Source organism: Amycolatopsis sp. NPDC051716 (assembly GCF_040681595.1).
GTDB lineage: Bacteria > Actinomycetota > Actinomycetes > Mycobacteriales > Pseudonocardiaceae > Amycolatopsis.
This window is the reverse complement of record NZ_JBFAZA010000002.1, coordinates 311,034-334,497: the sequence shown is the minus strand read 5'-3', so window position 1 is coordinate 334,497 and position 23,464 is coordinate 311,034. Positions and strand designations below refer to the sequence as shown.

At 71.5% G+C, this 23,464-nt stretch carries 27 protein-coding genes and 1 pseudogene; 13 read left to right on the top strand and 15 right to left on the bottom strand.

Translation table 11 applies throughout. From position 1 onward, the window contains the following. The first annotated feature begins 60 nt into the window (after window positions 1–60). The gene (locus AB0M30_RS03825; RefSeq protein WP_103340164.1) at window positions 61–549 is read left to right on the top strand and encodes a DUF6319 family protein; all 489 of its coding nucleotides are present in this window, start codon (window positions 61–63) and stop codon (window positions 547–549) included. A gap of 132 nt (window positions 550–681) precedes the next feature. Here the strand turns inward: AB0M30_RS03825 and AB0M30_RS03820 are convergent, their stop codons facing one another. After that, the gene (locus AB0M30_RS03820) at window positions 682–1,023 is read right to left on the bottom strand and encodes a cupin domain-containing protein (RefSeq protein ID WP_364579398.1); all 342 of its coding nucleotides are present in this window, start codon (window positions 1,021–1,023) and stop codon (window positions 682–684) included. Window positions 1,024–1,151: 128 nt separating this feature from the next. On the opposite strand from AB0M30_RS03820, the gene AB0M30_RS03815 reads away from it, so the two are divergent. Beyond that, complete coding sequence (locus tag AB0M30_RS03815; RefSeq protein WP_364579395.1) at window positions 1,152–1,880, top strand: VIT family protein; 729 nt, start codon at window positions 1,152–1,154, stop codon at window positions 1,878–1,880. Window position 1,881: 1 nt separating this feature from the next. On the opposite strand, the gene AB0M30_RS03810 is transcribed toward AB0M30_RS03815, so the two are convergent. Then, entirely contained in the window at window positions 1,882–3,339 is a 1,458-nt protein-coding gene (locus AB0M30_RS03810; protein ID WP_364579392.1) for a peptide MFS transporter, read from the bottom strand. A 190-nt stretch (window positions 3,340–3,529) separates the two neighbouring features. Between AB0M30_RS03810 and nhaA the strand changes: the two genes are divergently transcribed. The 3 genes from nhaA to AB0M30_RS03795 are packed head-to-tail and all read left to right on the top strand — an operon-like array spanning window position 3,530 to window position 6,183. Then, on the top strand, window positions 3,530–4,717 hold the full coding sequence (nhaA, locus tag AB0M30_RS03805; protein WP_364579390.1) for a Na+/H+ antiporter NhaA: 1,188 nt from the start codon (window positions 3,530–3,532) through the stop codon (window positions 4,715–4,717). A 42-nt stretch (window positions 4,718–4,759) separates the two neighbouring features. Beyond that, complete coding sequence (locus AB0M30_RS03800) at window positions 4,760–5,251, top strand: phage holin family protein (protein WP_360164513.1); 492 nt, start codon at window positions 4,760–4,762, stop codon at window positions 5,249–5,251. 5 nt (window positions 5,252–5,256) lie between these two features. Then, a complete protein-coding gene (locus AB0M30_RS03795; protein WP_364579387.1) occupies window positions 5,257–6,183 on the top strand; it encodes an alpha/beta hydrolase in 927 nt (308 codons plus the stop codon). Here AB0M30_RS03795 and AB0M30_RS03790 read toward each other — a convergent pair. Continuing rightward, window positions 6,170–7,258 (bottom strand): FAD-dependent monooxygenase, encoded by a 1,089-nt coding sequence (locus AB0M30_RS03790; protein WP_364579384.1) that lies wholly within the window; start codon window positions 7,256–7,258, stop codon window positions 6,170–6,172. The two genes, AB0M30_RS03795 and AB0M30_RS03790, sit on opposite strands and share 14 nt — an antisense overlap. Before the next feature lie 111 nt (window positions 7,259–7,369). On the opposite strand from AB0M30_RS03790, the gene AB0M30_RS03785 reads away from it, so the two are divergent. Then, the gene (locus AB0M30_RS03785) at window positions 7,370–8,251 is read left to right on the top strand and encodes a GntR family transcriptional regulator (protein ID WP_364579382.1); all 882 of its coding nucleotides are present in this window, start codon (window positions 7,370–7,372) and stop codon (window positions 8,249–8,251) included. Here AB0M30_RS03785 and AB0M30_RS03780 read toward each other — a convergent pair. Genes AB0M30_RS03780 through nth form a run of 4 tightly spaced genes read right to left on the bottom strand, consistent with a single transcriptional unit; the run spans window position 8,248 to window position 11,408 of the window. Next, window positions 8,248–9,432, bottom strand: a complete 1,185-nt coding sequence (locus AB0M30_RS03780) for a MarP family serine protease (RefSeq protein WP_364579381.1) — start codon at window positions 9,430–9,432, stop codon at window positions 8,248–8,250. The two genes, AB0M30_RS03785 and AB0M30_RS03780, sit on opposite strands and share 4 nt — an antisense overlap. A gap of 4 nt (window positions 9,433–9,436) precedes the next feature. After that, entirely contained in the window at window positions 9,437–10,132 is a 696-nt protein-coding gene (locus AB0M30_RS03775; RefSeq protein ID WP_364579379.1) for a CoA pyrophosphatase, read from the bottom strand. Next, on the bottom strand, window positions 10,129–10,728 hold the full coding sequence (locus AB0M30_RS03770) for a TlpA disulfide reductase family protein (RefSeq protein ID WP_364579377.1): 600 nt from the start codon (window positions 10,726–10,728) through the stop codon (window positions 10,129–10,131). Before AB0M30_RS03770 ends, AB0M30_RS03775 begins: the two co-directional genes overlap by 4 nt. After that, the gene (gene nth / locus AB0M30_RS03765) at window positions 10,725–11,408 is read right to left on the bottom strand and encodes an endonuclease III (RefSeq protein WP_364579616.1); all 684 of its coding nucleotides are present in this window, start codon (window positions 11,406–11,408) and stop codon (window positions 10,725–10,727) included. Before nth ends, AB0M30_RS03770 begins: the two co-directional genes overlap by 4 nt. A gap of 238 nt (window positions 11,409–11,646) precedes the next feature. Here nth and AB0M30_RS03760 point away from each other — a divergent pair, with 238 nt between their 5' ends. From AB0M30_RS03760 to AB0M30_RS03745, 4 genes are all read left to right on the top strand, one after another. Beyond that, window positions 11,647–11,898 carry a hypothetical protein gene (locus tag AB0M30_RS03760; protein WP_013230551.1) on the top strand — a complete coding sequence of 84 codons (252 nt, stop codon included), beginning with the start codon at window positions 11,647–11,649 and terminating at the stop codon, window positions 11,896–11,898. Window positions 11,899–12,047: 149 nt separating this feature from the next. Next, a complete protein-coding gene (locus AB0M30_RS03755; RefSeq protein ID WP_003081747.1) occupies window positions 12,048–12,722 on the top strand; it encodes a Crp/Fnr family transcriptional regulator in 675 nt (224 codons plus the stop codon). Between the two features lie 469 nt (window positions 12,723–13,191). Next, entirely contained in the window at window positions 13,192–14,445 is a 1,254-nt protein-coding gene (locus tag AB0M30_RS03750) for an MFS transporter (RefSeq protein WP_364579374.1), read from the top strand. Window positions 14,446–14,485: 40 nt separating this feature from the next. Next, on the top strand, window positions 14,486–15,544 hold the full coding sequence (locus tag AB0M30_RS03745) for a DNA polymerase III subunit beta (RefSeq protein WP_364579372.1): 1,059 nt from the start codon (window positions 14,486–14,488) through the stop codon (window positions 15,542–15,544). 322 nt (window positions 15,545–15,866) lie between these two features. Here AB0M30_RS03745 and AB0M30_RS03740 read toward each other — a convergent pair whose 3' ends face one another. After that, entirely contained in the window at window positions 15,867–16,823 is a 957-nt protein-coding gene (locus AB0M30_RS03740) for an Lrp/AsnC family transcriptional regulator (protein ID WP_364579369.1), read from the bottom strand. A gap of 84 nt (window positions 16,824–16,907) precedes the next feature. Here AB0M30_RS03740 and AB0M30_RS03735 point away from each other — a divergent pair, with 84 nt between their 5' ends. From AB0M30_RS03735 to AB0M30_RS03725, 3 genes and pseudogenes are all read left to right on the top strand, one after another. Beyond that, complete coding sequence (locus AB0M30_RS03735; RefSeq protein WP_364579366.1) at window positions 16,908–17,732, top strand: VOC family protein; 825 nt, start codon at window positions 16,908–16,910, stop codon at window positions 17,730–17,732. Further along, window positions 17,729–17,941, top strand: a pseudogene (locus tag AB0M30_RS03730) (carboxylesterase family protein); the annotation flags it as partial. The gene AB0M30_RS03735 and the pseudogene AB0M30_RS03730, both read left to right, overlap by 4 nt. Continuing rightward, window positions 17,940–18,884 (top strand): carboxylesterase family protein, encoded by a 945-nt coding sequence (locus AB0M30_RS03725; RefSeq protein WP_364579614.1) that lies wholly within the window; start codon window positions 17,940–17,942, stop codon window positions 18,882–18,884. The pseudogene AB0M30_RS03730 and the gene AB0M30_RS03725, both read left to right, overlap by 2 nt. Here AB0M30_RS03725 and AB0M30_RS03720 read toward each other — a convergent pair. The 7 genes from AB0M30_RS03720 to AB0M30_RS03690 all read right to left on the bottom strand — a co-directional run bounded on the left by AB0M30_RS03720 (window position 18,856) and on the right by AB0M30_RS03690 (window position 23,222). After that, window positions 18,856–19,116 carry a glutaredoxin domain-containing protein gene (locus AB0M30_RS03720; protein ID WP_360164538.1) on the bottom strand — a complete coding sequence of 87 codons (261 nt, stop codon included), beginning with the start codon at window positions 19,114–19,116 and terminating at the stop codon, window positions 18,856–18,858. The genes AB0M30_RS03725 and AB0M30_RS03720 overlap by 29 nt on opposite strands. Further along, on the bottom strand, window positions 19,113–19,883 hold the full coding sequence (locus tag AB0M30_RS03715) for an MBL fold metallo-hydrolase (protein WP_364579363.1): 771 nt from the start codon (window positions 19,881–19,883) through the stop codon (window positions 19,113–19,115). The genes AB0M30_RS03720 and AB0M30_RS03715 overlap by 4 nt, the downstream gene beginning before the upstream one ends. Continuing rightward, the gene (locus tag AB0M30_RS03710; protein ID WP_360164542.1) at window positions 19,880–20,698 is read right to left on the bottom strand and encodes an NUDIX hydrolase; all 819 of its coding nucleotides are present in this window, start codon (window positions 20,696–20,698) and stop codon (window positions 19,880–19,882) included. The genes AB0M30_RS03715 and AB0M30_RS03710 overlap by 4 nt, the downstream gene beginning before the upstream one ends. Window positions 20,699–20,810: 112 nt before the next feature. After that, entirely contained in the window at window positions 20,811–21,938 is a 1,128-nt protein-coding gene (locus tag AB0M30_RS03705; protein WP_364579360.1) for a hypothetical protein, read from the bottom strand. Between the two features lie 36 nt (window positions 21,939–21,974). Then, window positions 21,975–22,601: a hypothetical protein gene (locus tag AB0M30_RS03700; RefSeq protein WP_103340174.1), complete on the bottom strand. Its 627-nt coding sequence runs from the start codon at window positions 22,599–22,601 to the stop codon at window positions 21,975–21,977. Then, window positions 22,601–23,056, bottom strand: coding sequence for a RidA family protein (locus tag AB0M30_RS03695; RefSeq protein ID WP_103340129.1), 456 nt, complete (start codon window positions 23,054–23,056; stop codon window positions 22,601–22,603). Before AB0M30_RS03695 ends, AB0M30_RS03700 begins: the two co-directional genes overlap by 1 nt. Before the next feature lie 4 nt (window positions 23,057–23,060). Then, complete coding sequence (locus AB0M30_RS03690; RefSeq protein WP_003068074.1) at window positions 23,061–23,222, bottom strand: DUF4177 domain-containing protein; 162 nt, start codon at window positions 23,220–23,222, stop codon at window positions 23,061–23,063. Between the last annotated feature and the right edge of the window lie 242 nt (window positions 23,223–23,464).

Below are 23,464 nucleotides of genomic sequence, written 5' to 3'. Positions count from 1 at the left end.
GCATGTTCTACGCTGTGCCGCGAACCACACCCACTTCCCGGGCAAGGAGACGACACGACGATGACCGTGGATGTCCTGACGCACGACGAGGAAACGGCTTCGGCTCCGACCGAGGCTCCGGCTTCGACTCCGGAGGTTTCCGCCGACGAGGCGACCGTCACCGAGTCCGCGTCCCCGGCCTCCCCCTCTGAGGGCGACGCTTCGCCCGCCGAGGAAGAGGCCCCCAAGCCGAAGCGCGGCCGCCCGAAGGGTGCGGCGACGGCGTCGACGGCGAAGAAGACCCGCACGGTCGAGCTGACCCTGACGGTCACCGGCACCGCCGACGGCGAGTGGCAGGCCGAACTGAAGAACGGCTCGAAGTGGGTCGCGAAGGGCCTCGAAATCCCGGCGGCGGCGGTGTCGCGCGCGGCCAAGGAGCTGCACGCGGACCTGTCGGGCCCGATCGACGAGGTGATCAACCAGGCCCGCGAGGCGCAGGCGGCGAAGGTCGCGGCGCTGGAGGCCGAGCTCGAGAAGGCCAAGCAGGCCCTCGCCGAACTGGACGCCTGAGGCTTTACTCCGGGAAGCGCCCGGTTCCGCATCGGCGGGGCCGGGCGTTTCCGCTTTCCCGGGGTCGGCTCGCGTACCCGGAGGGCCGGTTCGCGTACCCAGGGAGTCGGCTCGCGTACCTGGAGGGTCGGCTCAGGCGATCGGTGGGCGGCCCGGCAGGGGTGATTTGAACTCCACCCACATCGAGTCCGTCAGGGCCTCGACCTGGTGGGTCACCTCGCGCGGGTGCACGGCCGAATCGCCCGGCTCGAGGACGGCATCGACACCGTCCACCGTCCCGCGCAAGCGGCCCGACAGGACGTAGACGATCGAGTCGTGGTCGTGCGCGTGCGGAGGCGACGACACCCCGGCCGGGTAGTGGATCAAATACGCGAGGCCGCTCGCCGTCTGCTCCAGCAGCCGGAACCGGCCCTCGCCGCCGAGTAGCGGCAGGCCCTCCACCGTGACCAGCTGGTGCCACACCTGCTCTTCCATGCCGCCATCATGACCCAGCCCGGCTGAGAGTCCACACAGGACCACTTAGGTAAGGCAGCCGTTATTTAGGCGCACCTGACAAAAGACCGCGTCTCGCCACGATTCCGCTTCCGTGTTTCACTGGTCCGGTGACCGAAACGATCGACGGTGACGCCGTGGAACACGCTCACGAACCGCACCAGGGCGTGGGCGGGAAGCTGAACTGGCTGCGGGCCGGGGTGCTGGGGGCGAACGACGGCATCGTGTCCGTGGCCGGGATCGTCGTCGGCGTGGCCGGGGCGACCACGGAAAGCACCACGATCCTGACCGCGGGAATCGCCGGGCTCGTCGCCGGCGCTTTTTCCATGGCCGGCGGGGAATACGTTTCCGTGAGCACCCAGCGCGACACCGAACAGGCCTTGCTCCGGCTCGAAAAGCAGGAACTCAAGATGATGCCGGAGGCCGAGGAGCGCGAGCTCGCCGAAATCTACGAGGACAAGGGCCTCTCGCCGGAGCTGGCGAGGCAGGTCGCCCGCGAACTGACCGAAAAGGACGCCCTGCAGGCGCACGCGGAGGCCGAGCTCGGCATCGACCCGGACAACCTCACCAGCCCGTGGCAGGCCGCGTGGGCGTCGCTCGTCGCGTTCTCGATCGGCGCGCTGCTGCCGATCTTGTCCATCGCGTGGGCCGGCGTCTCCCTGCGGGTGTGGGCGTGCGCGGCCGCGGTCGTCGTCGGCCTCACGCTGACCGGGTGGGTCAGCGCGAGGCTCGGCGACGCGAACGTGGGGCGCGCGATCCTCCGGAACGTCGGCGTCGGCGCCCTCACCATGGTCGTGACCTACTTCGTCGGAGTGATCTTCGGAGTCACCGTCGGCTGACTCAGTGCACGCCCTTCATCAGCTTGCGGATGAAGGGGATGCCCAGGAACAGCAGCACGCCGACACCGATGGCGACCAAGCCGACCGTGCTGAAGTACGGCGCTTCGTCGTCGACCGAGTAGTACTCGGCGAGCTTGCCGGACATCGCCGTGCCGAACGAGATCGACAGGAAGTTCAGCGCCACCATCTGCGTCCGGAACGCCGCCGGCGCGAGCTTCGTCGACAGCGACAGCCCGACCGGTGAGAGGCACAGCTCGGCGATCGTGAACACGAACAGGATGCCGACCATCGCCAGAATCGGGCTCGCGTTCTTGCCGCTGCCCACCATCGGCAGGAACAGCAGGAACGCCGCGCCCATCAGCACCGTGCCGAGGACGAACTTCATCGGCGTCGACGGCTGCCGCTCGCCGAGCTTCGTCCACAGCGCCGCGAGGATCGGGGCGAAGACGATGATGAACACCGGGTTGATCGAGTTGACCCAGGACACCGGCATCTCCCAGCCGAACAGGTTCCGGTTCAGCCGCTGGTCGGTGTAGGCCGCGACGACCGTGAACTGCTGCTGGTACAGCGAGAAGAACACCGCGCTGGCGATGAACATCGGGATGAAGGAGAACACCCGGCTGCGCTCGACGCCGGTGATCTTGCCGCTGGTCAGGATGACGAGGAAGTAGACCACCGAGATCACGCCGACCACCCACACGACGACGTCGGCGAGGTTCCCCGGGTTGACGACGCCGGTGACGACCAGCCCGACGACCGCGGCCACCAGCACGACGGCGGCGCCGATCGCCAGCACGCGCCGGGACGCCGGCAGCGGGTTCGGGACCTCCTTCGCCTTGTCGCCGAGGTTCTTGCGGCCGAACGTGTACTGGGTCAGGCCGAGCGCCATCCCGATCGCCGCGAGGCCGAACCCGAGGTGGAAGCCGACCTGGGTCTGCGCCAGCCCGGTCAGCAGCGGGCCGACGAAACCACCGAGGTTGACGCCCATGTAGAAGATCGTGAAGCCCGCGTCGCGCCGCTCGTCGCCTTCGGCGTAGAGCGTGCCGACGATCGCCGTCGCGTTGGACTTCAGCCCGCCACTGCCGACCGCGACGCACACGAGACCGACGCCGATGCCGGCCAGGCCCGGCAGCAGGGCCAGGCTGAGGTGGCCGATCATGATCAGCACGGCGCTGTAGAACAGCGTCCGCTCGGAGCCGAGGAGGCGGTCGGCCACCCACGCGCCGATGACGGCCGACAGGTACACCAGGCCGCCGTACGCGCCGACGATGCCGAGCGCGGACTCCTGCGCGAGACCCAGACCACCCTGTTCGACCCGGTAGTACAGGTAGATCGGCAGGATGCCGAGCATCCCGTAGTAGGAGAACCGCTCCCACATCTCGACGCCGAAGAGGTTCGCCAGTCCTCGTGGGTGCCCGAAGAACCTCGTGTCCTGCTGGACCTCGGTTGAGGTGCTCACAACTCGACTTCCTTTTTCCAGGGAACTTCGTTGTCGATTGGCATGGTAGGAGCCCACCGCGTGACCCACCACCGGCACGACGTGTGGCGGCGGTCATGACAATGCGTGACAAAGAGCCGGTAAACTCGGCCGAAGGTGCGCCGGGAAGCCTGGTCGGCAACAGTGATCAGCGACCCCTGGAGCCGCCCCGATGACCCGCCCGTTCAGCGAATTCGCCCGCTACCTCCGCACCGAGACGACCGGCGGCCTCATCCTGCTCGGCGCGACGGCGGTCGCGCTGCTCTGGGCCAATTCGCCGTTGCGGGACAGCTACCACGCGTTGCGCGACTTCCGGCTCGGCCCGGAGTTCCTGCACCTGAACCTGACGATCGGCGACTGGGCGAAGGACGGCCTGCTCGCCCTGTTCTTCTTCGTCGCCGGGCTGGAGCTCAAGCGCGAACTCGTCATCGGCGAGCTGTCCCGGCTCAAGCAGGCGGTCCTGCCGGTCGTCGCCGCGATCGGCGGCATGGTCGTGCCCGCGCTCGTCGCCCTGGGCGTCGGCTGGGGGACGCCGGGGATCGAGCGGGCCTGGGCGATCCCCGTCGCCACGGACATCGCGTTCGCCCTCGGCGTGCTGGCGCTGACGGCGTCCAACCTGCCCTCGAGCGCCCGCGTCTTCCTGCTTTCCCTGGCCGTGGTGGACGACCTCGGCGCGATCGTCGTCATCGCCGTGCTGTTCACGTCGGGCTTCGACCTGGTCGCGGTGGCCGTCGCCGTCGCCGCGCTCGCGCTGTACGCGTTCCTGCAGCACCGCCGGGTCCGGACGCCGTGGCTGTACGTCCCCCTGACGCTGGTCACCTGGGTCGCGGTGCACTCGGCGGGCATCCACGCCACGATCGCCGGCGTCGCACTGGGCCTGCTCACCCGCGTCCGGGCCGACGAGGGTGAGGAGGAGGCGCCCGCGCTGCGGCTCGAGCACCGGCTCCAGCCGTGGTCGGCGGCCGTCGCGGTGCCGGTTTTCGCGCTGTTCGCGGCCGGGATCTCGATCAACGCCGACGCGCTCGGCGCGGTGTTCACCACGGCGTTGCCGCTCGCGGTCCTCGCCGGGCTCCTGATCGGCAAGGTCGTCGGCATCCTCGGGGCCAGCCTGCTCGCCGTGAAGCTGCGCCTGGCGGAGAAGCCACGCGGGATGGGCTGGCGGGACCTGGCCGCGTTGTCCGTGCTCGGCGGGGTCGGCTTCACCGTGAGCCTGCTGATCGCGGAGCTGTCGCTGCCGGACGGCACCAGTGAGCTGGCGAAGGCCGCGGTGCTGATCGCGTCGGCGACGGCGTCCCTCCTGGCGGCGGCCTTGCTACTCCGTCGTAGCAAGGTTCACGCGCGATTCCCCGACACACGGTGACTCCGCCGCGCCCGGTAAAGGGACACATGGCACGATGACCCGGTGAGCAGCCCCAAGCACGAACGCACCGGCCCCGACGGCGTGGGGGCCGTGCCTTACCTCCCGCTGTCCTCCGCTTCCGACATCCCCGGCGACCAGTCGATCGGCCGGCTGGTCGGCGACGCGACCCAGCACATCTCCACCCTGGTCAGGGCCGAGATGGAACTGGCGAAGTCCGAGCTCGTCGGCGAGGTGAAGAAGGGCCTCAAGGGGGCCATCTTCTTCCTGATCGCGCTGACGGTCTTCCTGTACAGCACGTTCTTCCTGTTCTTCTTCGCGGCCGAGGGGCTGGCCGAGTGGGTGCGCTACCGCTGGATCGCCTTCGGCATCGTGTTCTTCCTGATGCTGATCGTCGCGGGCGTGGCCGGGTTCCTCGGCTACCGCAAGGTGAAGAAGTTCAAGGCACCGGAGCGGACCATCGCCAGCGTCAAGGAGACCGCGGCCGCGCTCAAGCCGCAGCGCGCGCCCGAAGCCGGCCTGACCACCCGCGACTGAAGTCGTTGCACGCGTCCCCCGACCCGTCGATCGTCCGGCTCGACGGCCCGTGGGTCCACCGCGACGTGTCCGCGAACGGCATCCGCCTGCACGTCGCCGAACTCGGCGACGGGCCGGTCGTGGTGCTGCTGCACGGGTTCGCCGAGTTCTGGTGGACCTGGCACCACCAGCTGCCCGCCCTGGCCGACGCCGGGTTCCGCGCGGTCGCCGTCGACCTGCGCGGCTACGGCGACTCGGACAAGCCGCCCCGCGGCTACGACGCGTGGACGCTCGCCGGTGACGTCGGCGGGCTGATCAAGTCGCTCGGGGCGCGCCGCGCGCACCTGGTCGGGCACGCCTGGGGCGGCATGCTCGCCTGGACGGTCGCGGCGCTGCACCCCCGGCTGGTGTCCTCGGTGACGGCGATCGGCGCCGCCCACCCGCTCGCCCTGCGCTCGGGCGCCGCCCGTCCGTGGCGCGGCCAGGGCCGCGCGGCCGGGCACCTCTTCCGCTTCCAGGTGCCGATGGCGCCGGAGAAGTGGCTGGTGAAGGACGACGCCCAGGCCGTCGAGGACCTGTTCGGCGGCTGGGCCGGCCCCCGCTGGCGGTCCACTCCGGACTTCACCGGCAGCGTCGAGGCGTTCCGCCAGGCGATGCTCGTGCCCGGGGTCGCGCACAGCGCGCTCGAGTACTACCGGTGGGCCTTCCGCGCCCAGTTCCGCGGCGAGGGCCGCCGGTTCACCGACGCCGTCGACGCCCGGATCGCCGCCCCGACGCTGCAGCTCCACGGCGCCGACGACACCTGCATCCTCCCGGAAACCGCGACGTCGTCGACGCGCTGGGCGGGCCCGCACGCCGAGGCGGAGATCTGGCCGGACGTCGGGCACTTCCCCCACCTCGAAGTGCCGGATCGCACGTCGGCGGCCCTGGCAGGCTTCCTCAAGCGAGACTGATGGCGTTCTTCGCCCGCTCGACCGACTCGTCCGAAGCCGGCCCCTCGGCATTTTCGGTGGCCAGCGCCTGGTTGAGCGCGACGAAGGGCCGCATCCGCCGCTCGTAGCCCGCGAAGGCCTCTTCGTGGGCGGCCCGGCCGAGTTCCTGCGCGAGGACGTACGCGCCGACCAGCGCGAGGCTCGTACCCTGGCCGGACAGCGCCGAGGCGCAGTAGCCGGCGTCGCCGACCAGCACGACCCGGCCCGCCGACCAGCGGTCCAGGTGGATCTGGGCCATGGCGTCGAAGTAGAAGACGTCCGCGGCGGCCATCGCCTCCAGCAGCTTCGGCACCTCCCAGCCGATCCCGCCGAGCCGCTCGGCGATCATCCGCTTCTGCTCCGCGACGGCCATCCGCGGCAGCGGTTCCGAGCCGAAACCGAGGGTCACGCGCAGCTCGGTGTTGTCCCGGACGGGGTAGGCCACGCCCCCGGTGTGCTCGTGCCGGAACCAGACCTGCCAGTCCTCGAGCCCCAGGAAGTTGGCCGTCGGGAAGATCGCCAGGTACTGGCCGAGGTGCCGGGTGAAGTCCTCCTCCGGGCCGAAGGCCAGCCGCCGCACCGCCGAGTGCAGGCCGTCCGCCCCGACCACCAGGTCGAACGTCCGGAAGCCGCCGTGCTCGAACTCGACGCGCACGCCGTGCGCCTCTTCGGTCAGCGCGGTGATCGAGTCGCCGAAGACGTACTCGACACCGGGGGCCTCCAGCAGCATCGCGACGACGTCGTCGCGCAGGATCTCGAAGTCGGCGCTGTCCAGCCGTCCACTGGTGAAGGTGTGCTCTTCCGACCGGAACAGCTCGTGGCCGTCCCCGTCCACCACGGACATCCCGCGCATCCGGGTGCGCAGCGCGCGCATCCGGTCGCCGAGCCCCATTTCGTCGACGACGTCGAGCGCGACGCCGCGCACGTCGATCGCCTGGCCGCCGGTGCGCGGGCCGGGCGCCCGCTCCACCACGGTCACCGCCCAGCCTTCGCGCGCCAGGAACCAGGCCAGGGTGCCGCCGGCCACACCGGCGCCGGAGATCAGGACGTTCCGCATTGTTTCCTCCCAGAGTCGTACGCTTGTACGCTCCACTGTGGAGAACACCCAGCCAGCAGGCCATTTCTGTACTAGCACAGATGGCTTTCTGTACTAGGTCAGGAGACCAGCGTGAAGTACGTGGCCATCGCCGACGCACTGCGTGAGCGGATCACGCGGGGCGAGCTCCCGCCGGGCGCGCGGGTGCCGTCGACCCGGCGGCTCGCGGCCGACCACGGCGTCGCGATGGCGACCGCGGCGAAGGCGCTGGCCCAGCTGAGCCAAGAGGGCCTGGTCCGCGCGGAGCCGCGGTCCGGCACGGTGGTCGCCGACCGGGATCGCCGCGGTGGTTCTCCGGGGCTGACCCGCGAACGGCTCGTGCGGACCGCCATCGCCATCGCCGACACCGAGGGCCTCGGCGCGCTGTCCATGCGTGGCGTCGCGGCCCGGCTCGGGGTCGCGGCCATGGCGCCGTACCGGTACGTGCGCGGCAAGGACGAACTGGTGCTGCTCATGGCCGACGCCGCGTTCGGCGAGCGCGGCTATCCGGCCCAGCCGTCCGGCGACTGGCGCGAACGGCTGACGCTCGGCGGCCGCACGCTCTGGACGCTCTTCCGGCGGCACCCGTGGCTGGCCCAACTCGGGCCGATCACCCGGCCGCTGCCCCTGCCCAACCTCGGCATGCACGGCGAATGGGCGCTGACGGCGCTGTCCGAGCTCGGCGTCGGCGCGGCGGCGCTGTGCGACCTGCACGTCCTGTTCTTCAGCTACGTCCAGGGCCTCGCCATCCACCTCGAACGCGAGCAGCACGCGCTGGCCTCGTCCGGGCTGTCCGAGGACCAGTGGATGGACCGCCAGCTCCCTTCGATGGGGCCGATGACCACGGGGCGCCCGGTGTTCGCCGAGATGCTCCGCGAACTCGAGCGGACCGGCTACGACCTGGTCTTGGACGACATCTTCGAGTCGGGCATGCGGGCGCTGCTGGACGGCCTCGCGCTGCGCTTCGGGCGTTAGGCCGCGCAGGAGCCGGTGGACACGTTCGTCGTCTGGGACGGGGCCGCGTCGACCTCGGCGCGCACCTGCTCGGCCGTCAGCGTGAAGCCGGTCTCCGGGTCCTCGACCGCCGCCCCGAAGACGACGCCGATGACCTTGCCGTCCGGCGTCACCATCGGGCCGCCGGAGTTGCCGCTGCGGATCTCGGCGCGGACCGTGAAGACGTCCCGCTGCACGGTGTTCGCCTCGTAGATGTCGGGGCCGCGCAGGTTGATCCGGCCGCGCACGCGCGCCGGCGTCGCCCGGTACGGGCCGTCGAGCGGGTAGCCGAGCACGACCGCGCTGTCGCCCGCCGAAGCCGTCTCCGGGGCGAACCGGAGCGGCTCGGCCTTCAGCCGCGGCACCGCGAGCACCGCGATGTCGACCTCCGGGTCGAAGTAGACGACGCGAGCGGGGTAGTCGCCCTGGGTCGTCTCGATGCCGACGGTGTCGGTACCGGCCACGACGTGCGCGTTCGTCATCACCCGCTGCGGCGCGATCACGAATCCGCTGCCCTCGAGCGAGCGCGAGCACGAACTCGCGCTGCCGCGGATCTTGACCACGCTGCCGTGCAGCTGCTGGACGATCTCGCTGCGCTGCAGCGCCGGGTCCGGCGGCGAGGTGTCCGCCGTCGGCGCCTTCTGGAACGGGTCCACGATGGAGGGGAAGCCGGACGCGTCGAGCAGCTTGCGCAGCTGGCTCGGGAAGCCCTGGGCGGCCTCCGGCATGGTGTCGTTGACCTTGCCGAGCACCACCGAGTTGTTGATCGCCTTGGCCAGCCACGGCGCACCGGACACGGCCGTCAGCGGCGTCGCGATCAACCACGCCACCACGAACACGACCAGCGCCTGCACGACCGCGCCGAGCGTCTTGTCGAGGCCGGAGAGCTTGTCCGGGTTGATCTTCTGCCGCAGCCGGCGGCCCACGTAGACGCCGATCGCCTCGCCGAAGGCGACCAGGAAGACCACCGTCGCCACCGCGAAGGCGACCTTCCAGACCGGGTCGTCGAAGAACGAGACCACGACCGGCGCGAGCTTGATCCCGGCGACCGCCCCGAGCACGACGCCGACGAGCGACGGCAGCGCGATGATCACCCCCTGGTATGCGCCGGACACCGCCGCCAGCACGGCCAGCAGCAGCACCACGACATCGACCCAGTTCACCGCGTCACCCCTCCAACACACGCTTCCGGAACGCGGCCAGCGCCTCGTCGAGGTCCCGGACGTCGCCCGGGTCCCATTCGCGCTCCCAGCCTCCCAGGCTCAGGAGCACCGACAGCAGCCCGGCGGTGAACCCCCACACGAACAGGCCGCCGACCTCGAAGGCCGGCCCCTTCCAGGGCATGCCCTTCTTCTGCACCGTGAACCGGTTGGCCGGGTCGACCAGGTCGGCGATGGCGACGCGCGCGACCGACGCCGTCTCGCCGGGGTCGACCGCGTGCACCGGCGACGGCTCCGCCCAGTGCGCCAGCACCGGCGTCACGGCGAACCCGGACACCGGCACGAACAGTTCCGGCAGCACCGCGATCGGCCGGACGCCGGCGGGGACGACGCCGGTCTCTTCTTCGGCCTCGCGCAGCGCGGTCCCGACCGGGCCGCCGTCGCCCTCCTCGGCACCGCCGCCGGGGAAGGCGACCTGGCCGGCGTGCGAGCCCAGCGTGTCGGCGCGGCGCTGCAGCAGGATGTCCGGCTCGCCGTCGGCTTCACGCTCGCCGAAGAGGATGAGCACCGCGGCGGGACGCGGGTAGGCGTCTTCGGGTGGGCTGAACCGCGTGAACGTCTTGGCGTCGACCTCGCCGCTCACCTTGACCAGCGGCCGGAGCCACTCGGGAACCGACTCGGGTTCGACCAGTGGTCCGATCACCTTGCCCCCTCGACTGCCGCGCGCACCTGGTCAGTGTTCACGAACGAGCGAGGATTCGCGATGAACCGCACCGCACCGCCGGCGGTGACGAGGTAGGACGCCGGGAGCGCCGAAGGCACCTTCAGCGCCGTCCGGACGGGTCCGTTCGAGCCGTCCCCGTCGAACACCGACGGCAGGTGCACACCCAGCTTCGCCAGCAGGTCCAGGCCGTCCTTCGCCGGGCTCTGCACCTGGACGCCGAGCACGCGCGCTGCACCCGGCTGCCGCGCGTACTCCTGGAGCACGGGCAGCTCGGTCCGGCACGGCTCGCACCACGACGCCCACACGTTGACCAGCACCGGAGCCCCCGCGAGGGCCTTGCCGACGTCGACGCGCACGCCGTCGCCGAGGCAGTCCGCCGTGACGCCTTCGAGCTGCTTCACCGGCTGCGCCGGCCCCGGCGCCGGGCACGGCTGGAGCGCCGCCGCGGCCCGGGCGGGCGCCAGGTCCCCCGACGGCTTCGCGGCCGGGGCGTCACCGCCGCGCGGCAGCAGCGCGACGATCAGCGCCACCCCCAGCACGGCGGCGGCCAGCGCCCACTTGGTGACTCTCGTCACCGAGGCGCCGCCAACGCCAGGATGTGGTCCTTCTCGACGCCCTTGACCAGCTTCGCGGCTTCGTCGAACCCGGTCGGGCCGGTGCCGTACGACGGGCAGTCCCTGGCCAGCGGGCAGGCGCCGCAGGCCGGCTTCTTGGCGTGGCAGACGCGGCGGCCGTGGAAGATCACCCGGTGCGAGAGCATCGTCCACTCCTTGCGGGGGATCAGCTCGCCGATCGCGTGCTCGACCTTGACCGGGTCCTCCTCGGTCGTCCAGCCCCAGCGCCGGACCAGCCGGCCGAAGTGGGTGTCGACGGTGATGCCCGGGATGTCGAAGGCGTTGCCGAGGACGACGTTGGCGGTCTTGCGGCCGACGCCGGGCAGGGTGACCAGGTCCTCGAGCTTGGCCGGGACCTCGCCGTCGAAGCGCTCGACCAGCGCCGCGCCGAGGCCCATCACGGAGTTCGCCTTGGCCCGGTAGAAGCCGGTGCTCCGGAGGTATTCCTCCAGCTCGGTGCGGTCGGCACCGGCGTAGTCGGCGGCGGTCCGGTAGCGCTTGAACAGCGCGGGCGTGACGAGGTTCACCCGGACGTCGGTGGTCTGGGCGGACAGCACGACCGCGACCAGCAGTTCCAGTGGTGTGGTGAAGTCGAGCTCGCAGTGGGCGTCCGGATACACGTCGTCGAGGCAACGCTTCATCCGCCTGGCGCGTCTCACCAGAGCTAACCGGCTTTCACCAGCGCCCGCACGGGGGGCGTTCGTGGTGGCAGGTGGCACCCCGATAGCCTACGGGCGCCGTCGGACGAGCCGGGCACTGCACCGGTGGACGACCGACACGCCAGAGCACCACCTCGGCGCGTTTTCCGGCCGCCATGAGCGAGGATCTGGAGTACATGCTTCTCACTGAGTGTTTCGGGATGGGTCTGGGGGTCCGGTCATGACCGTCTGGTTCGTCATCCTGGTCCCCCTGGTCATCATGTTCTTCGCGCTCTTCATGGAGCGGGTGGAGAGCAGGCTCAAGCACGTCGCGGTGCAGGAGAACGAGGTCGAAGAGTTCCTCGAGCAGGCGCAGCCCAACGAGGTCAGGGCGCTCTACGGGCACGGCATCGGCCGCGCGCTGGAGCTGTTCCGGCTGCGTAGGCTGGGCGGACGGGCAGCCAGGCTACGCGCGCGTCGCGTGCGGAGTTAGGCTCCACGTTCGAACGAGATCGTTTCCGCCGTGCGCGAGTCCGGCGAGCGATCTCGGGAGTACGCCCTAGACTGACGCGCAAGTGATCGGCGTCACGCTCCTCCAGCCAAGGGGGAGCGTGATCGTTTCTCGACGAGGAGGCACCCGAGGTGGACGAAACCCTGGCCCGTGCGGGCATTTTCCAGGGTGTGGAGCCGGCAGCGGCGGAGGCGCTGGCCCAGACCTTGGAATCCGTGGAGTTCCCCCGCGGCCATGTCATCTTCAACGAGGGTGAACCCGGCGACAAGCTGTACATCATCCAGTCCGGCAAGGTGAAGATCGGCCGCAAGTCCCCGGACGGCCGCGAGAACCTGCTGGGCATCTTCGGCCCGTCCGACATGTTCGGCGAGCTGTCCATCTTCGACCCCGGCCCCCGGACGTCGAGCGCGACCACGGTCACCGAGGTCCGCGCGGTCACCATGGACCGCCCGGCCCTGCGCCAGTGGATCTCGACCCGCCCGGAGATCGCCGAGCAGCTGCTGCGCGTCGTCGCGCGCCGCCTGCGCCGGACGAACAACATGGTCGCCGAGCTGATCTTCACTGACGTCCCGGGCCGCGTGGCGCGGGCGCTGCTGCAGCTCGCGCAGCGGTTCGGCAGCCAGGAGGCCGGTCTGCTGCGGGTCACGCACGACCTGACCCAGGAAGAGATCGCCCAGTACGTCGGGGCGTCGCGCGAGACCGTCAACAAGGCGCTCGCCGACTTCGCCCACCGCGGCTGGCTGCGGCTCGAGGGCAAGAGCGTGCTGATCCTGGACCCGGAGCGCCTGGCCCGCCGCGCTCGCTGAGTCTTGTCAAGAAGAAGGCCTCCTCACCCCGGCGGGGTGAGGAGGCCTTCTTCTTGACACATAAGTCTTCTTGACACATAACTCTGCTCGACACATAGCTCGACACATAACAAAGAGCCGGGCGCCACCCCCGACGTGGCGCACCGGCTCTTCGTTGTTGCGCGGACCATCCCCCGACGATCCGCGCTCCCCGCCCTCCGGGCCAGGCCCCGACCCGTGTGCCGGAGGGAGCTGGGTTTTTCTGTGCTGTTGTTCAACCATCACGGCCCATACCCACGAATTCAAGGCCATTCACTCTCAAGGACGCCGCCTGGGCCGTTTCGTTGCAGGAGTCCACGGAGAATATCGTGAGTGTTACCTGATCGAGACCCTTCGCCTCGATCCGAAGATCTGCCACCAGTCTGCCGGTGACGCACCTGACCGTCAAATAACTGGTACTGACGTACCAGTATGCGGCATACTTGTACGCGTGTCCCAGTCTGTCTCGAACCACGAAAGCCGCACGTCCCTCGCCGACTACCGCACCGCGCTGACGACCCGCGCGGCCCGGTGGCCGGTCGTCGCGGCCGTGCTCGCCCGCCTGCCGATCGCCATGATCGGCATCTCCGCCCTGCTCTACGTCCAGCGCGAGACGGGCTCCTTCGCCATCGCCGGGCTCGTCTCGGCCGGTTCACTCGTCGGTGTGTCGGTGGGTGCGGTGGTGCAGGGCAGGCTGATCGACCGGTTCGGGCCGACACGGCCGCTGCTCACCGTCGCGGTCCTGCTGGCGCTGTCGATGACCGCGCTGGTCACGGCCATCGAGTCGCACGCCGCGACCGCCGTGCTGGTCCCGCTCGCCACCCTCACCGGGCTGACCGAGCCGATGGTCGGGTCGGCGTCGCGGGCGCTGTGGGGGCGGCTGCTCCCGCCGGGCGGGCCGCGCAACGCCGCGTTCTCGTACGAGGCGATCAGCATGGAGGTCTTCTTCATCCTCGGCCCCGGCGTGGCCGGGCTGCTGGTCATGGCGCCGTGGGCGGGCACCGGCCTGGTGCTCGGGGTCGCGCTGCAGGTCACCGGGGCGGTGCTGTTCGCGCTGAGCCCGGCCGTGCGGCAGTGGGGCCCGGTTCCGGGTTCTTCGGGGTCGCTGCTGGGCGCGCTGGCCGGCCCGGGCATGCGGACGCTGGCCATCGCCGCGCTGGGCTTCGGCGTGGTGATCGGGTTCGTCGAGGTCGCCGTGCCGGCGGCGGCCACCGAGGCGGGCTCCCCCTCGACGGGCGGGTTGCTGCTGTCGGCGTGGTCGCTGAGCTCGGTGGCGTTCGGCGTCGCCTACAGCCTGCGCCCGTGGCCGCGGCAGCTGGGCGTGCGGCTGCCGGTGCTGCTGGGCGGGTTCGGTGCGCTGGTCGCGCTGCTCGCGTGGCCGTCCTCGCTGTGGGGCCTGGCGCTGATGATGCTGCTGGCGGGCGCGTTGATCACGCCGCAGTCGACGTCCCACTCGGCGGCGATCGAGGTGGTCGCCCCGGCGGGGACGGCGGCGGAGGCGTTCGGCTGGGTCCTCACCGCCGTGACGCTGGGGCTGGCGGCCGGCCAGTCGATCAGCGGGTACGTCGTCGAGCACGCCGGCCCGGGCGCGGCCTTCCTGGCGGCGAGCGTGGCCGGGCTGGTGCTCGCGCTGGTCGTGTGGCTGCTGCGCGGCACGGTCCGGGCTCCGCGGTCCGCGTCGGTTCCCGAGCTGGTCAACGCGTAGCCCGGCGGTTTTTGTCGGTGCCGGCCGCTACCTTCCGGGCATGGACGTCACCGCGCCTGCCCACCGCCTCTCGGCGGCCGTCTCCGCCGCGTCACGCCTGCTGCCCGCCCGCGCCGGGCTGCGGCTGGCGGCGGACGCGGCCGGGCTGACGGTCGCCGGTGCGGCGCCGGACCTCGCCGTCCGGTTCGGCTGCCCGGCGACCACGCACACGGACGGCTCGGTCGTCATCCCCGCGGCCCCGCTGGCGGAGACGCTGAAGGTGCTCGACACGGAGCTGGTCCGCCTGGTCGTCGAAGGTACCCGCCTGGCGTTGCGGCTGGACAACGCCCGGTTCGCGCTGCCGCTGCTGCCCGGAACCGGTGTCGTCCCGGACCCGCCGGCCCGGGTGTCCGAAGTGGACGGAGCAGCGTTCGCGTCGGCGTTGCGCATCGTCGCGGGCACGGCGGCGAAGGACGACCCGCTGCCCCTGTTCACCGGGGTTCGGTTGCAGGGAGGCGACCGCCTCACCTTGACCGCGTCCGACCGCTACCGGATGGCGGTCGCCCGGCTACCACTGTCCTCACCGGGTGCCCTGGACGTCCTGGTCCCGGCGGCACTGCTGTCGGAGGCGGCCCGGCAGGCGCGCGGCCGGGTGGGCCTGCACATCGGCCCGGGCCGGTTCGGCCTGAGCTGGCAGGAGGGCCTGGTCGCGACGGCGGTCCTCGACGCGGGCTTCCTCTCGGAGGACTCGATCCCCTCGGGCGCGGTGGACACAACGGTGACACTGCCGGCGGAAGCCCTGGCGGCGGCGGTCCGCCGGGTGGGGGTGTACGCGGAGGACAGGCGAGTCCTGACCCTGGAGGTCGGCGACGCGCAGGTCCGCTTGGCGAGCGCCCGGCAGGACACGGGCGAGGCGGAGGAAGTGCTGAAGGCCGACGTCAGCGGCGGCCGGACGTCACCGTCGTTCCAGGCGCGGTACCTGCTGGACGCGCTGGCGGCGTTCGCCGGCGAGCGGGTGGTGCTGTCGATCCAGCCGGGGATGCGGGCGTGCATCCTGCGGGCGGCGGAGCCCGGGGAGGTGGAGCTGACGTACTACCTGATGCCGATGCTCAGCCGATGATCTTGGCCGGGTCCCACTTCGGCGCCGTGAGCCGTCCGTGTGGTGTCCCGCGCTACACGATGCCGAAGCGCTGCCCGTAGGCGTGCGTTCGCCCGGCTCGAGGATCTTCGGCAGCGCCCGGACGATCATCACCGCACGGATGAGGACTTGACCGCCGCACCGAGATCGCTCATGGGCGCCGGCGCCTCGGTGGGCAGCGCGGGTTCGGCCGGAACACCTGGCTCGTTCCGATGGTGACCCGAAATGTGCGATCGGCTCGGGCCACCCCGCACAGCCGCGCTCAACACTTCGGTGCCGTGGGTCGTCCGTGTGGTGTCCCGCGCTACACGGTGCCGAAGCGCTTCAACGTCCGGATCATCGGGGCCGTCTCCACGGCCTGTACTCCCGGGAGGCCGCCCAGGTCCACGGCCAGGTACTCGTACAGGGCCGCGTCGTCGCGGCAGCCCACGTTCGCCACCAGGTTGGCCGGGCCCGTCGTGGCCGCCGCGAACGCCACCTGCGGGTGGCCCGCCAATGCCCGGCCCGCCGACTCCAGGGCCGAGGGCGCCACCGTCAGCCACAGCGTTGCCGTCAGGGGGTAGCCCAGCAGGGCCGCGTCCACCTCCACGTCGAAGTACAACGCTCCCGATCCTCGCAACGCCTCCAGGCGACGGCGGACCGTCGATTCCGAGCGGCCGCAGGCCGACGCCAATGTCGATATGTCGGCTCGGGCGTCGTGGGCCAGGGCGGCCAGCAAGGCCGTGTCCTCCGGCTCCGGCCGGTAGGGACCGCCCGCAGGCGCGCGGCGCAACGAAGACACCTCCGAAGCCGACAGCGCGCCGGCGCGGCCTGGCCAGCCCGCCGGGCCGCCCGCGAACCGGCGTAGCAGCCGGTACGCCGTCATCGACACCACGCGCGGCGTCCTCGGCAGCTGCCCCAGCAGCAACCCGTCCGCCTGCTCCCGCAGCGGCGCCCGGACGAAGCACACGATCTCCGTCCCGCCGGACATCAAGCTCACCCACTGCGTGTCGTCCCGCCGGGCCAGCCCCGCCGCGATCGCCGCCGCCGCGTCGGGGACGCACCGCAGCCGGACCAGCCAGTGGACCTGGCCCAGCGGGGCCGCCTCCGGGACGCCGACGACCCGCAGCACGCCCGAAGACCGCAGCTTCCGGTAGCGGCGCGCGATCGTCTGGCCCGAGACACCCAGCACCGCCGCGATCGTGCTGAACGACGCCCGGCCGTCCAGCTGCAGCGCGTGCGCCAAGCGGCGGTCCAACTCGTCCAGGAGCCCGGATTCCACCAAAAGAGCCTAAGAGATGTCGGATTTCGAGCACAATCGCGCCGCGAAGGGAAGGATGCCGGCGCGAAGACCACGATCGACGTCATGCACATCGACCACACCGTCTTCCTGACCAGGAACTACGCGGCCACCTGGCGGTGCTACGAACAACTCGGCTTCACGTTGAGCCCGCCGTCCCGGCACTTCGCGGCCGTCAGCGACCGGAGCGAACCGGTTCCGAGCTGTACGGCGAACCGCTGCGCCTACTTCGGCGGCTCGTTCCTCGAGCTGATCGGGATCGTCGACGAGGAAGCCGGCGACCCGTGGCGGGTGCTGCCGATCATGGATGCCCGCGGCGACGGCCTGCACGGTTGCTCCTTCGGCGTCGACGACTCCGACGCGGCCGAGAGGCGGCTGCGAGAAGCGGGCCTCTCGACGTCCGGTGTGCTGAAGCTCCAACGTGACGTCGAGGTGCCGGAAGGCACCCGCACCGCGCGGTTCCGCAGTGTCCACATCAGACGGGACCGCACCCCCGAAGGCATCCTGCACACCGCCGAGCACCTGACCCCGGAGTACGTCCACCAGCCGCGCTACCTCGGCCACCCCAACGGTGCCCGAAGCGTCGCCGGGATCGTCCTCGTGGTGCCGGACGAAGAAATAGCCGCCTACCAGCAGCGCTACGACGTCATCACCGGCGGCCGGCGGCTGGTCGACATCGCCGGGGTGAGCGACCTCGACGCCGTCCTGCCCGGCGAAACCCCGCGGAAGCTGCCGTACTTCGCCGCCCACGGCGTGGTGGTTGCCGACCTCGCGAAAGCGCGGCGGCTGGTCGAGGAGCACGTCCCGGCCACCACCCACGACCGCGGCTTCTTCGTCCGCGCCGAGGACGCGGGCGGCGCCGCACTGTACTTCGAAGAGGAGGCACGATGATCGTCGAAACCACCACCGGGCGGATCCTGGGCGAACAGGGCGCGTTCAAAGGAATCCCGTACGCCACCGCGAAACGCTTCGAAGCACCGAAGCCGCCGAAGCCTTGGAGCGGCGTCAAAGACGCGCTCGAAGCCGGCCCCGCCGCGCCGCAGCCGCCGTCACGGCTGGAGCACGCGCTCGGGCCGATGCCCCTGCCCCAGAGCGAAGATTGCCTGTCCCTCAACGTCTTCACGCCGTCGGCCACCGGGAGCCGGCCGGTGCTGGTGTGGGATCCACGGCGGCGGGTTCACCAGCGGCTCCGGCGGTCAGGTCTGGTACACCGGCACGCGCCTGGCCCGCGACGCCGACGCCGTCGTCGTGACGCTCAACTACCGGCTCGGCGCCCTCGGCTTCGCCGCGCTGGACGGCGTCCCGCCGAACCTCGGGATCGCCGATCAGCTCGCCGCACTGGAATGGGTGCGGGACAACATCGCCGCGTTCGGCGGAAACCCGGCCGAGGTCACGCTCAGCGGGCAGTCGGCCGGAGCGCAGTCGACGCTGGCCTTGTGGTCGTCGCCGCGCACCCGGGGCCTCATCAAGCGGATCGCCGTGCAGAGCGCACCCCTCGGGATGCGACCGTCCACATGGGAGGAAGCGAACCGGAACGCCCGGGCGTTGGAAGACTTCCGGGACGCCCCGGTGGAACGACTGCTCGCCGCGCAGGTTTCCGTACCGGGGAAGCCCGGTTCGCTCGAACCGCCGTTCCAGCTGGTGGCCGACGGAGATCTCGTCGCCGAGGACCTCGTCGAGGCCGCGCCGGAAGGCCCGGCCCTGATCAGCTGGACCCGCGAGGAGCTACGCGCCTTCGTCCCCGACGCGCCGCAAGAGGTCATCGACGCCGGAACCGGCTTCTTCACCAGCGACCGGCTGACGGAGAGGCTCGGCGCCTTCACCTACCGCTTCGACTGGCAGGCCCCGGGCAACCGGTTCGGCGCGTGCCACTGCATCGACATCCCGTTCCTCTTCGGCACCCACGACGTCTGGGACGCGCCCATGCTCGTCGGCGCCCCGAAGGGCCTCGAGAACGAGACCGGCCTGCGGGAAGTGTGGGCCGCTTTCCTCCACGGAGAACGGCCCGGCGCACTCACCCCGCCGAAGCTGAGGCTGCCTTGACCGCCGCCTCGACCTCGGCGAAGGAGGGGTTGACCATCGCCCGGGAGCCGACGATCACCGTCGGCACGGTCTCGTTGCCGTTCGCGACCTCGCGCACGCGCGCGGCCGCCGCCGGGTCCTCCCAGATGTTGATGGCGCGGATGTTGAACCCGCTCTTCGACAACGGGCGCTCCAGCGCGGCGCAGAACCCGCACCCCGGCCGCCAATAGAACTCGACCTCGACGTTGCTCATCCGTTCTCCTCCGACCGCAAGTAGTCCAGCTGCGCCTGCACGCTCCACTCGGCGGGCGCCCACAGCGCCCGGTCGACGTCGGCGTAGACGACCTCGACGACCTGGCGCGGGGTGGCGTCCGCCCCGAGTGTCTTCAAGGCCGAACGCACCTGGTCGAGCCGCTGTTCCCGGTGGGCGAGGTATTCGCGCGCGGTCGCGGGCAGATCGGGGAGCTCCGGGCCGTGACCGGGCAGGCCGGCCGTCCCGGCCGGCAGCTCGATCAGCTTCCGCAGCGAACGCAGGTAGTCGCCGAGGTCGTGCAGCACCGTCGTGCCGCGCCCGAGGATGGTGTCGCCGGTCAGCACCTGGCCGTCGAGGACCAGCGACACCGAGTCGTCGGTGTGGCCGGGGGTGTGCAGGACACGAAGGGAAAGGCCACCGGCCGAGAGCACTTCGCCGTCCACAAAGGACGAACCGCCGAGGCACAGTGCCGGGTCGAACGCCCGCACCGGCGCGCCGGTGCGCTCGGCGAACCACGGCGCGCCCTCGGCGTGGTCGGGGTGGCAGTGCGTGAGCAGGATCAGCTCGACCGGAGCAACAGAAGCCAGCAGCTCGAGGTGCTCGAGGTCGCGGTAGCCCGGATCGACGACCACGGCCGGGCTCGACGGCGTCGCGCGCAGCACCCAGCTGTTGGTGCCTTCGAGCGTCATCGACGACGGGTTGTTCTCCAGCAGCACCGACGCCGTCGCGGACACCTGGCGCAGCACGCCGTAGGCCGGGGCGCTCATCGCCGCTCCAGCACGACGCGGACGTGGTCGTTCTCACGGACCAGCGTCGGGGCGATCCGGACGATTTCGCGCGGTGCGTTCAGGACGTCGTCGGCGGTGGCGAACGCCGCCAGCTCGCTCAGCGTCAGCCACGTCGGCGGCATCAGCATCCGGCGGCCCTCGCGCGCGTCGGCGATGGCGTCTTCCGGGCGCTGCCAGCCGGAGCTCGAGGCCTCCGAAGTCGCCCCGTCGGCCTCCTGGCCTTCGGGCAGCTTCGCGACGTAGAACCGGGTGTCGTACCGGCGCGGCTCCTGCTCGGGCGTGATCCAGTGCGCCCACGGACGCAGCAGATCGGCCCGCAGGGTCAGGCCCGCGCCGGCGAGGAACCCGGCCAGCGACACCTCCCGCGTCTCCAGGGCCTGGCGGGCCGCCGCGTACGGCGTGACGTCGGTGAGCACCGCGTCCGCGCCGCCGGCGAGCAGCACGCCGGACTCCTCGAACGTCTCGCGCACGGCCGCGCAGGTCAGCGCCCGCGCGAGCGCGTCGTCGCAGCCGAACCGCGAAGCCCACCACGACGGGTCGGGCCCGGCCCACGCCACCGACGTGTCGGCGTCGCGCCGGTCGACGCCGCCGCCGGGGAAGACGGTCATCCCGCCCGCGAACGGCATGCCCTTGACCCGGTGCTGGAGGAAGACCTCGACGCCGTCGGCGCCGTCACGGACCAGGATGACGGTGGCCGCGTCCTTCGGCGTCGCCGGCGGGCCGTCGGCGTTGGCGCGGGTGGCTACCCCGGCGCCGACCGGGATGTCGAAGACGAACTCCGTTGGCTGCTCCACCCGGGCAACATACCTCCGCCACCCGACGTCCCGTCGCGCAGTTGTGGCACGCCGGACACGGAAAAGGCGGCACCTCCCGGAGGGGAAGTGCCGCCTTCGCACGAAAAGCGTCCTACGGAGCGGTCCAGCCGCGCTGGTCACCGCCGGAACGGGACGCGCCGTTGAGACGCATCTTCGCCGCCTCGGCCCGTTCGCGCTCGGCCAGCTCGGCGTGCAGCTCGCGCAGCAGCGCCCGGTCGCGCTCGCTCAGGCTCGGGTCGTCGAGGTCCAGCGCCGGCAGCTCGACGACCTCGTGCATCGACGGCTTGCCCGCGGCGATCTCGCGGCCCTTCTCCGGGTCCTCGGCGAGCGCCTGCCGCAGCTGCGCCACCTCGGCCGGGGTCAGGTCGGCGGTGCGCTCCGCCCGCGTCTCGGACCGCGCCTTGCGGGGCGGCTCGGGTGCGGGCGGCGGCGACACGATCGGCACCACCGGGGCGACCGGCTCGGGCGGAGCCGTGGTGGTGCTGCTCGACCGCATGCTGTGCCGGCTGCCCGACTCCGCGAGCGGCTCCGACGTCACCGGGGCCGGCGGCTTGACCGGCTCCGAGCGGTACGACGACGAACTCGACGTCGTGCTCCCGGTCACCCACGCCGGCGACGCGGCGGCCGAGGCGGCCTGGTGGTACTCGGAGTGCGCGACGCCGGGGCCGCTGACCTCGACGACCGAGTGGATCCCGGCCCGGCGCAACGCCGTGTCGACGCGGAAGGCGACGGCGGGCGGGTTGCCCTCCGGCCCCAGCTCGACCAGCACCACCCGCTGCGGCAGCGCGCCCGGCACGCTGCCGGCCGGGGTGTTGCGCCACACCGCGTGCACCGACCGGACGTCCGGCAGCACCTGCAGGGTCCGGTCGAGCGCCTCGGCGATGCCGAACTCCGGGGCGTTCTCGCCGGTGAACCGGTGCGTGCTGACCGGCTCGGCCTCGTCGACCAGCAGATCGTTCGCCAGCGTCGCGTCCGACCGGCTCATCTCGAGGACCAGCGCCAGCTCGCGCTGCTCGGCGGAGCTGACCGGGATCCGGCCCGCGATGAGCGTGCCGGTGGTCAGCTCGACCGCCTCGTCGATGTGGGCCCGGGCGATCAGCTCACGGGCTTCCGTGAGCGCGCTGTCGTCGATCCGGCCCGCCAGGGCCAGCAACAGGTTGTGCAGGCGCAGGGGCACCGAGAACCCGTCCATGGGCGGGCCGTCGTGGACCTCCACCATTGCCTTGCTCCCTCCCAGCTCGCTGGCGGGCGAGCGTTATGCGGCTACTAGCCGGCTTCCCGTCACCGCGCCCACGCAGACCAGCTCTGAGTCGGCCAGCGCGGCCCGGTGGTAACCCGGCAGGTCGAAGCGCGGCGGGATGACCTCGACGCTGGGCTCTTCGTCGCCCAGAACGCGCAGCACGCGCTGCAGTTCGCCGGTCAGCCTCGGCAGCCCCGCCTGCGCGGTGATGAGCAGGACGCGCTTGGCGGTCCCCTGCCCGACCACACCGACGTGCCGCCAGCTCTGCCGCACTTCCCCCACGTCCGGGCGACCCCGCAACGTTGCGTGGATCAGAACGGACACGGAGTCGACCGAGTTAACCCATTCGGGCGCACTCGACGTGAATGTGTACCGGTTCTCGGAGACGTCGTCTACCCCCAGCGTCGAACTGACCTGGTGCCAGTCGGCGCCGTGCGGGATGAGCCCGGCCACGAGCAGGCGGTACTCCGTCTGGTCGAGGTCAATCCTGTGCTTAAGCAAAGACCTCGGCAGGGTCCGGGCGAGGGTGCCCATGGCCCCTTCGCCGAGCCAGTCGCGGAACCGCCACAGCAGCTGGTCGGGCAGCCGCCCGGCGAGCCGGATCAGCAGCTCGTGGGTGGACTGCTCGATGTCCGGGTCCATCACTGCACCTCCACGATCAGTTCGACCTCCACCGGCGAGCCGATGGGCAGCTCCGCGACGCCGACGGCCGAGCGGGCGTGGATGCCCGCGTCGCCGAAGACCTCGCCGAGCAGTTCGGACGCGCCGTTGACGACCGCGGGCTGACCGGTGAAGCCCTCCGCGGAAGCCACGAAGCCGACAACCTTGACGATCCGCGCGACGTTGTCAATGCCGACCAGCGCGTGCACGGCCGCGAGCGCGTTGAGCGCCGAGGTGCGGGCGTGGCCCTTCGCCTCTTCGGGGCTGATCTCCGCGCCGACCTTGCCGGTCGCGGCGAGCACGCCGTCGACGAAAGGCAGCTGGCCGGAGGTGTAGACGTGCTTCCCGCTCTGGACGGCGGGCACGTACGCGGCCAGCGGGGCCGCGACGCCGGGCAGCTCGATGCCGAGCTCCTTCAGCCGTTCGCTCCAGGTCACCGGGTCAGCCCTTCGGACGCTTCAGGTAGGCGACGTGCTGCTCGCCGCTCGGGTTCGGCAGCACGGTGACCAGCTCCCAGCCGTCCTCGCCCCACTGGTCGAGGATCTGCTTCGTGGCGTGGATCAGCAGAGGGACGGTGGCGTACTCCCACTTGGTGGCGCTCATGGATCGGAGCGTAGCCAAGCGGGCAAGACCGCCGGGGAGGGCCGCCGGATTTCGGTCCGCGACGCGCCGTCGCCACCCCGGACTGTGGCCCATCTCACGCCGGTGCGGGCAGCGCGGGCGGCACGGCCGGGTGGAGCGCCGGCCGACGAAGGGTGGGGGGGGGTTAGTGGTTGGGTGGGGGGGTGGGGCGTCTGTGGTTTGCGTGGCTATTGGCGTGGGGGGTTGGTTTTAGTTTGGGGGTT